The sequence below is a fragment of the Promicromonospora sp. NPDC060204 genome, assembly GCF_042728455.1.
In the GTDB taxonomy this organism is placed as follows: Bacteria; Actinomycetota; Actinomycetes; order Actinomycetales; family Cellulomonadaceae; genus Promicromonospora.
On record NZ_JBHWZO010000261.1, the window covers coordinates 1 to 8,651 of the forward strand.

Genomic DNA, 8,651 nt, shown 5'->3' on the forward strand with positions numbered 1-8,651 from the left:
TCCTCGGGGTAGTGGTCGTCGGACCCCATCCGCACCACCCCGCCGTCGAGCCGGACGGTGTCCGGCCCGACGGCGGTCAGACCGACGGCGTCCGGCCCGACGGCGGGCGCGGCGCCGGCGACGCGGGGGTGGTCGGTGTACGCCGTCATGCGCTCGCCGCACCTGCCTTGAGCTTGGCGAGGACCTGGTCGACGCTGAACGACGCCGGCTCCTGGCGAGCCGGGAACTCGGCCAGCGTCGCCACCATCCGGGCGACGTAGGCCTGGGCGGGCACCGCCAGGTAGATGTGGTCCAGCATCCAGTCGAAGTAGGTGTTGGACGTGATGTCCGCGCGTTCGAACGGGTCGGTCCGCAGGTTGAAGATCTTCGGCGCCCGGAGCTGGACGTAGGGCTCCAGCCAGATGTCGAGGGTGCCGGCCGCGCGCTGCTCCAGGAACACCATCTTCCAGTTGTCGAAGCGCAGGGCGGTCAGGTCGCCGTCGTCGGACACGTAGAAGAAGTGCTCGCGCGCGGACTTCTCGCTCTCCCCGGTCAGGTAGGCGAGCTGGTCGTGCCCGTCGAGGTGCACCTTGTAGCGCGTGCCGCCGAGGTCCGTGCCCTCCCGCAGGCGGTCCGCGATGACCGGCTCCCCCGCCGCGGCCAGCAGCGTGACGAACCAGTCGGCGTGGCTGAAGAGCCCGTTGAGCACCGTGCCCGCCGGGATGTGGCCCGGCCAGCGGACCATCGCCGGCACGCGGTAGGCGCCCTCCCAGTTGGAGTTCTTCTCGTTGCGGAACGGCGTCATCCCGGCGTCCGGCCAGCTGTTCATGTGCGGGCCGTTGTCCGTGGAGTAGATGACGATGGTGTTCTCCGCGATGCCGAGCGCGTCGAGCTCGTCCAGCAGGCTGCCCACGACGTCGTCGTGGTCGAGCATCGTGTCGTGGTACTCCGACTGCCACCGCCCGGCCCGGCCCTTGCTCTCGGGCTTGCCGTGGGTGCGGAAGTGCATGTGCGTCGAGTTGAACCACACGAAGAACGGCTGGTCGGCGGCCGCCTTGTCGCGCATGAAGCCGAGCGCGGCGTCCCGGAACTCCTCGTCGACCGTCTCCATGCGCTTACGGGTCAGGGGGCCGGTGTCCTCGATGCGCTGGGTGCCGTCCCCGTTCGCCCAGCAATGGAGCACACCGCGCGGGCCGAACCGCTCGCGGAAGTCGGGGAAGTCCTCCGGCCGCGGGTAGTCACGCTGCTCCGGCTCCTCCTCGGCGTTGAGGTGGTACAGGTTGCCGAAGAACTCGTCGAAGCCGTGCTGGGTCGGCAGGTGCTCGTCGCGGTCGCCGAGGTGGTTCTTGCCGAACTGGCCGGTGGCGTATCCCCGCTCCTTGAGCGCCGTCGCGATCGTGGGGTCCTCGGCCTGGAGCCCGAGCTTCGCGCCCGGCATGCCCACCTTCGTGAGCCCCGTGCGGTACGGGTTCTGCCCGGTGATGAACGCTGCGCGGCCGGCGGTGCAGCTCTGCTCGCCGTAGTAGTCGGTGAACCGCGCGCCCTCGTCCGCGATGCGGTCGATGTTCTGGGTGCGGTACCCCATCACGCCGTCGGAGTAGGCGCTGATGTTGGTGATCCCGATGTCGTCGCCCCAGATCACGAGGATGTTCGGTGTGTCGGCCACGCTGCCTCCTACGGCTCGGCGGCACAGGCCGCAGGTCTGCTCGGGTGCCCCCATGCTTGCCGCGGCGTGTCCGGCCGGGCTCCCCCAGAACGGGTGAGCTGCGGCAGAGCGCGGACGGCCAGAGCGCAGACGGTCAGAGCGCGGACAGCATCAGGGACACGGCGAAACCGATCGCCACCAGGGAGCCGGTCGCCACGCCCTCGACCTTGTACGACTCGGGCAGGAGGGTGTTCGAGACCATCGCGAGCAGCGCGCCCGCCGCGAAGCCCTGGGCGGCCGCCCCGGTGCGCCCGGTGGCCGGGTCGAGCAGCAGGTAGCCGAGCGCGGCGCTCACCGCCGAGACCAGCACGACGACGGACCACATCCACAGCACCCGCGACCGGGCCCAGCCCGTGGCGCGCAGCCCGCTGGAGGACGACAGGCCCTCCGGGAAGTTGCTCAGGACGATGCCCGCCAGCAGGGCGACGCTCACGTCGCCCTGCAGCACAGTCAGGCCCAGCACGAACGACTCCGGGACGCCGTCGAGCACCGAGCCGAAGACGATGGCGAGCGGGTTCCCGTCCGCCTGGGCGCCGTCCGCGTCCTTGCGCCCGCCGCCGCCCTTGCGCCCCAGCCACCAGTCCCCCACGGTGAACGTGGCGGCGCCCAGCAGCGTGAGCAGCCCCACGAGGCCGACCGACGCGGTCTTGACCGCCTCGTCGACCAGCTCGAAGGAGACCGAGCCGATGAGCAGGCCGGCGCCGAGCGCCATGACGACGGCGATGAACCGGCGGCTGGGCGCCCCGGCGTAGGCGACGAGGGCGCCGACGACCAGCGCCGCCGCGCCGACCGCGCCCCACAGCGCGGCTACGAGCATCGGGGCGCCGTCAGGAGCATCGGGCCGGTCAGGACGCCGCCGTCGTCCGACTGGTTCATGCACTGAAAAGTAGCCGGACGCCTCCTCCGCCGCGCGGCGAAGGAGGCGTCCGGTCACTCACTCGTACCGCAGCGAGGAGATCGGGTCCTGCCGGGCGGCCCGCAGGGCGGGCAGCGTGCCGGCGAGGAACGCGATGGCCATGACCCCGAGCACCACGGCCGCGACCGTCACCGGGTCGAACGCGATGAGCGTGAGCCCCGGGAGGTTCGCCAGGAGGTCCCCGGAGATCCCGCCCACGAGCTGCCCGACGCCGATCGCCGCGAGCACGCCCAGGGCGCTGCCGACCAGGCCGATGACCACCGCCTCGATGCTGAACAGGGCGAAGACGCGCGGGCTGGACAGCCCCATCGCCTTCATGAGCCCCACCTCGCGGGTGCGCTCCTGCACCGCCATGAAGAGGGTGTTGACGATGCCGATGGCGGCCGCGACCAGGGCGATCACCGCGAACCCGTTGAGCACGAGCACGATGGCGTCGATCACGGAGGTGATGGTGCCGAGCTGGTCCTCCAGGGTGCTGGCGGTGTAGCCGGCGTCCTCCAGCCGGTCCTGGAGGCCCTGGGTCGCCTCGTCGCCCGCGGCGGCGTCGAACGAGACGGACGCCTGGGCGTACCGCGTGGTCTCCGCCTCCGGCGCCCCCGTGGTCTGCAGGTCGTAGAGCTTCTCGGCGAGCGTGTCGTTGGGGATCGCGCCGGCCATGCTGATCACGCCGGGCTCGGCGATGCCGACGACGTCCGCCTCGGTGGTCACCTGCGTGCCGGTGCCGTCGGTGACGGCCAGCACGACGATCTGCCCGACGGCGTCGGCCGCGGTGCCGAGGCCCAGCGGCTCGAGGTAGCTCTCGGGCAGCACGACCTGCGGGTCGGCGGCGTCGAGGTCGACCTGGGTGCCGGACGCGAGCTCGACCTTCATCCCCGGCACGAACTGGGAGATCGAGAGCTGGAACTTGTCGCCGCCGTCGTGCTGGACGTAGTCGGTGGTGACGTTCTTGACCGGCTCGACGGACAGGACGCCGTCGATGCCGGCGATCGTGTCGATGTCGTCGTCGGTCAGGGCGGTCGCCGTGGCCCCCGGCGGACCCTCGACGGCGATCTGGTCGGGGTCGTACTCGGCGGGGCCGCCGTCGGTCGGCGCGTCCTCGTTCGTCGCGGTGACGGTCATGACGTCGTCGACGCCCACCGAGGCCACCGTGTCGTCGATGTACCGGTTGATGCCGGTGCCGAGGCCGTTGGTCACCGACAGCGTGAACGCGCCGATGAAGATGGCCAGGACGGTCAGGCTGGTCCGCAGCCGGGACCGGAACGCGTTGCGGAACGCCGTGGTGACGACGTCGAGGGCCCTCATGCCGCCACCTCCGCGTGCTCGGCGACCAGGCCGTCGCGGATGTAGACGCTGCGGTCGCAGCGGGCGGCGAGCTCCTCGTCGTGCGTGACGACCACCAGGTTGATGCCCTGGCGCCGGTTCAGGTCGAAGAGGATGTCCTCGACGACGGCGCCCGTGGCGGTGTCCAGGTTGCCGGTCGGCTCGTCGGCGAAGATCACGCGCGGCGTGTTGATCAGCGCCCGGGCGATGACCACCCGCTGCTTCTGCCCGCCGGACAGGTCGTTGGCCTTGTTGCCCGCCTTGTCGTCGAGCTCGAGCTGGGCCAGCGCCGCCATCCCGCGGGCGGTGCGCTCGCTGCGCGCCACCCCGGCGATCTTGAGCGGGAGCGTCACGTTGTCCAGCACGCTGGCCTGGGCGTTGAGGAAGAACTGCTGGAAGACGAACCCGAAGGCGCTGTTGCGGGTGTGGTTGAGCTGCCGCGCGGACAGCCGCGACGTGTCGGTGCCGTCCAGGGTGATGGTGCCCGAGGTGGGCCGGTCGAGCAGGGCGAGCAGGTGCATCAGGGTCGACTTGCCCGAGCCGCTCTTGCCGACGATCGCCAGGGACTCGCCCGGGGCGATGTCCAGGTCGAGGCCCTTGAGCGCCTCGAAGGCGCTGGGGCCGGACCCGTAGGTCTTGCGCAGGTCATGGACGGAGATCAGTGGGGAGGCCACGTCGGCCGCCTCTCGTGGTGCCGGGGATGTTTGACGTGACCGACTCTGGTCCACGGCGGGCGCGGGCGAATCGTCCCAGCGATGACTCCTGTGTACCCCCCTGGTACCGCCTACTCCCAGACGGCGATGCTGCGGCGCACGGGCACGGTCCCGTCGTCCGCGGCGAACAGCTCGGGCGAGCGCTGCCGGGTCTTCTCGATGTCGTCGAAGACGGCGCGCAGGTGCGCCCGGAGGCTGTCGCGGGCGCTGGAGATGTCCCCGGCGACCACGGCGTCGAGGATGGCATGGTGCTCGTCCACGAACCGGCCGACGCCGTTGGTCTCGTGCAGGCCGAGGCGTCGCGCGCGGTCCAGGTGTCCCTTGGCCGCCACCACCGTCGACCAGGCCCTGCCGTGCCCGCTCAGCCGCAGCAGGCCGTGGTGGAACGCCTCGTCGAGCGCGAAGAACCGCTCGACGTCGAGCCCGGGCTCGCGCTGCTGCTCCAGGTTGGCCCGGAGCTCCGCGAGCAGGTCGGCGTCCAGCGTCTCGGGGATGTCGTCGAACGCGGCCAGCTCGACCGCCTCGCGGAGGAACTGCGCGTCGGCGACGCGTTCGGCGTCGACCCGGGACACGAAGGACCCGACCTTGGGGAAGACCCGGACCAGGCCCTCCTCGCCGAGCAGGATCAGGCTCTCGCGCACCGGTGTGCGGCTGACGCCGAGGGCCGCGGCCAGCTCGTTCTCCGACAGGGAGGCCCCCGGGGCGAGCTCCAGCGTGAGCACCTTGCGCCGCAGCGTCTCGTAGACGACGCTCCGGTTCGATCGGGTCGAGGCTTGCCCCATGCCCGGAGTCTAGACGAGAAGACGCCCGCTCCCATGCCACCGACGGTTGACACAGACTTGTGGACGCTGCTTACATACAAGGCCTGCCACACATCGGCCGTCGCAGCCGTTCGGACAACGACGTCAGTCAAAGAAGTCAAGGAGCACCTCCCATGGCGGACACCGCTATGACCTCACCGGGCAACACCTCACCGGGCAGCTCTCCGGGCAACGCCGTCACCCGGTCCACCAAGGACCTGACCCGGGCCGCCGTGTCCGGCTGGCTCGGTACAGCGATGGAATTTATGGACTTCCAGCTCTACTCGCTGGCGGCCGCGATCGTCTTCAACCAGATCTTCTTCCCCGGGGTCAGCCCCGCCATCGCCCTGATCGCCGCGATGGCCACCTACGGCGTCGGGTACGTGGCGCGGCTCGCGGGCGCCGTCTACTTCGGCCGCATGGGCGACCGGATCGGACGCCGCAAGGTGCTGTTCCTGACCATCGCGCTCATGGGCGTCTCGACCACGCTGATCGGCGTGCTGCCGACCTACCAGATGATCGGGATCGCCGCGCCGATCCTCCTGGTCGCGCTGCGGCTGATCCAGGGCTTCGGCGCAGGCGCCGAGATCGCGGGCGCCACCGTCATGCTCGCCGAGTACGCGCCCGTCAAGCGGCGCGGCCTGGTCGCCTCGCTGGTCTCGCTCGGCACCAACTCCGGCACCCTGGCGGCCTCAGCACTGTGGGCCCTGCTGCTGGTCGTGCTCAGCGAGGAGCAGCTCCTGTCCTGGGGCTGGCGCCTGCCGTTCCTGCTCAGCTTCGTGCTGATGATCTTCGCCGTCTGGATCCGCCGCAACGTCAAGGAGAGCCCGGTCTTCGAGGCCCGGCCCGACGTCGTCGACGGCGTGGCCCTGACCCGCGCCGAGGTCAAGGAGGCCGAGGCCGCACCGGTGCTGGAGGCCGCCCTGACGCAGCGCAAGGGCAAGGCGTTCTTCCTGGCCCTCGCCCTGCGGTTCGGCCAGGCCGGCAACTCCGGCCTGGTGCAGACCTTCCTGGTCGGCTACATCGCCACCAGCCTGGCCATGGACCGGGCGCTGCCCACCGAGGCCATCATGTGGGGCTCCATCGCGGGCTTCGTGACCGTGCCCCTGGTGGGCATGCTCGGCGACCGGTTCGGCCGGCGCGCCATCTACACCGCGCTGTCCCTGCTGACCATCGCGTTCGCGTTCCCGATGATGCTGCTCATCACCAGCGGCAGCACCGCCGCGCTGCTGTTCGGCATGATCGCCGGCCTCAACCTCGGCGTGCTGGGCCTGTTCGCCCTGGAGAGCGTGACGATGGCGGAGCTGTTCGGCGCCCGCACCCGGTTCACGCAGCTCGCCCTGTCCAAGGAGATCGGCGGCATCCTCGCCACCGCGATCGGGCCGGTGATCGCCGCGTCGCTGACCGCGGCGACCAAGAGCTGGTGGCCCATCGCGGCGATGCTCATCGTCTACTCGACGATCACCCTGGTGGCGGCGCGGCTCTCCCCGGAGACCCAGGGCCGCGACCTGGTCCAGCTCGAGGACGCGGCATGAGGGCCGTCGTCGTCCACGGCGCCGGCGACCTGCGGGTCGAGGAGCGCCCCGACCCCGTGGCCGGGCCCGGCGAGGTCGTCGTGGCCATGGAGTGGGGCGGCGTCTGCGGGTCCGACGTCGCCTACTGGAAGAACGGCGCCTCCGGCACCGCCGTGCTGCGCGGCCCGCTCGTGCTGGGCCACGAGGTGGCCGGGCGGGTGGTCACGAGTGGTCCGGGTGTCACCGGCTGGGCGCCGGGCACCGCGGTCACGGTGCACCCGGCGCAGGCCACGCCCGGGTCGGTGCTGCCCGACCGGCTGGCCGGGCGCACCAACCTGCACTCGCAGGTCCGGTACTTCGGGTCGGCCGCCTTCGACCCTCCGACCGACGGCGGGTTCAGCGAGCTGCGGGCCGTCCCCGCGGCCCAGCTCCGCCGTCTGCCCGACGGCGTCGGCACCGAGCTGGGCGCGCTGGCCGAGCCGCTCGCCGTGGCGATGCACGCGGTACGCCGGGCCGGCGCCGTCACCGGGCGCGACGTGGTGGTCAACGGCGCGGGCCCGATCGGGTGCCTCGTCGTGGCCGCCGCGAAGCACGCGGGTGCCGCCTCCGTCACCGCGGCCGACGTCTCCGACACCTCTTTGGCCGTGGCCAAGGAGCTCGGCGCCGACCACGTGCTCAACGTGGCGGGCGGCGACGTGCTGCCGCCCGACAGCGAGCTCGTCTTCGAGGCCTCCGGCGCCCCGGCGGCGCTCGGCGGCGTGCTGCGGGCCACGGCCCGCGGCGGCACCCTCGTGCAGGTCGGCAACCTGCCCGGCACCGCGGCCCCCGCCGCGCTCGGCGACCTCGTGACCCGCGAGATCACGTGGATCGGCGCCTACCGGTTCGTCGAGGAGATCAGCGACGCGCTCGCCGCGCTGCGCGACGGGCTCGACGTGTCCGGCGTGATCACCCATCGGTTCGGCATCGACGAGGCCGGCGCGGCGCTGGCGGCCGCCGCGGGCAGGGACAGCAGCAAGGTGATGATCCGGCTCGCGGGCTGAGCGGCCGCCGGCCACGAGGGCTGAGCGTGCGCCGTCGGCGGGGCTGAGCAGCCGCCGTCGGCGGCGCTGTGGCATCGTGGCACCGCACGCGACGTCGAGGCCTGAGGGGGAACGATGCGGGGTACGGATCTGCTGGTGGACGCGTTCGGCCGGATCAAGGAGACGGTGCACGGCGCGGTCCGGGGGCTGTCCCCCGACGAGCTCGCCTTCCGGCCCGACGACGGGTCCAACTCGGTCGCGTGGCTCGTCTGGCACCTGACCCGGGTCCAGGACGACCACGTCGCCGACGCCGCGGGCACCAGCCAGATCTGGTCGGACGACGGCTGGGACCGCCGGTTCGGCCTGCCCTTCCCGGCCGAGGAGACCGGCTACCGGCACGACGCCGACGAGGTCGCCGCGGTCCAGGTCTCCTCCGGCGACCTGCTGACGGGGTATCACGACGCCGTGCACGACCAGACGGTGCGGTACCTGAACCGGCTGTCCGACGACGACCTCGACCGCATCGTCGACACGCGGTGGGACCCACCGGTGACGCTCGGTGTGCGGCTGGTCAGCGTCGTGAACGACGACCTGCAGCATGCTGGTCAGGCGTCGTACGTGCGCGGTCTCGTGCTGCGCCGCCGCTGAACCTCCCCCCGCTCCTCCGGCGGCCGCTCCCCACACC

8 protein-coding genes are annotated in these 8,651 nt (G+C 71.9%); 3 read left to right on the forward strand and 5 right to left on the reverse strand.

Annotated elements, in window-relative coordinates; translation table 11 throughout:
* Positions 1 to 145 precede the first annotated feature (145 nt).
* The 5 genes from ACFWEJ_RS24155 to ACFWEJ_RS24175 all read right to left on the reverse strand — a co-directional run bounded on the left by ACFWEJ_RS24155 (position 146) and on the right by ACFWEJ_RS24175 (position 5,415).
* Positions 146 to 1,645 carry an arylsulfatase gene (locus tag ACFWEJ_RS24155; protein WP_377231725.1) on the reverse strand — a complete coding sequence of 500 codons (1,500 nt, stop codon included), beginning with the start codon at positions 1,643 to 1,645 and terminating at the stop codon, positions 146 to 148.
* A 133-nt stretch (positions 1,646 to 1,778) separates the two neighbouring features.
* Entirely contained in the window at positions 1,779 to 2,501 is a 723-nt protein-coding gene (locus ACFWEJ_RS24160) for a ZIP family metal transporter (RefSeq protein WP_377231726.1), read from the reverse strand.
* Positions 2,502 to 2,618: 117 nt separating this feature from the next.
* Entirely contained in the window at positions 2,619 to 3,902 is a 1,284-nt protein-coding gene (locus ACFWEJ_RS24165) for an ABC transporter permease (protein WP_377231727.1), read from the reverse strand.
* Positions 3,899 to 4,594, reverse strand: a complete 696-nt coding sequence (locus ACFWEJ_RS24170) for an ABC transporter ATP-binding protein (protein ID WP_377231728.1) — start codon at positions 4,592 to 4,594, stop codon at positions 3,899 to 3,901. Before ACFWEJ_RS24170 ends, ACFWEJ_RS24165 begins: the two co-directional genes overlap by 4 nt.
* Positions 4,595 to 4,704: 110 nt before the next feature.
* Positions 4,705 to 5,415, reverse strand: coding sequence for a GntR family transcriptional regulator (locus tag ACFWEJ_RS24175; RefSeq protein ID WP_377231729.1), 711 nt, complete (start codon positions 5,413 to 5,415; stop codon positions 4,705 to 4,707).
* 167 nt (positions 5,416 to 5,582) lie between these two features.
* On the opposite strand from ACFWEJ_RS24175, the gene ACFWEJ_RS24180 reads away from it, so the two are divergent.
* The 3 genes from ACFWEJ_RS24180 to ACFWEJ_RS24190 all read left to right on the forward strand — a co-directional run bounded on the left by ACFWEJ_RS24180 (position 5,583) and on the right by ACFWEJ_RS24190 (position 8,614).
* Positions 5,583 to 6,968 (forward strand): MFS transporter, encoded by a 1,386-nt coding sequence (locus ACFWEJ_RS24180; protein WP_377231732.1) that lies wholly within the window; start codon positions 5,583 to 5,585, stop codon positions 6,966 to 6,968.
* Positions 6,965 to 7,987, forward strand: a complete 1,023-nt coding sequence (locus ACFWEJ_RS24185) for an L-idonate 5-dehydrogenase (RefSeq protein ID WP_377231730.1) — start codon at positions 6,965 to 6,967, stop codon at positions 7,985 to 7,987. The genes ACFWEJ_RS24180 and ACFWEJ_RS24185 overlap by 4 nt, the downstream gene beginning before the upstream one ends.
* 114 nt (positions 7,988 to 8,101) lie before the next feature.
* Positions 8,102 to 8,614, forward strand: coding sequence for a DUF664 domain-containing protein (locus ACFWEJ_RS24190; RefSeq protein ID WP_377231731.1), 513 nt, complete (start codon positions 8,102 to 8,104; stop codon positions 8,612 to 8,614).
* Positions 8,615 to 8,651: the final 37 nt, after the last annotated feature.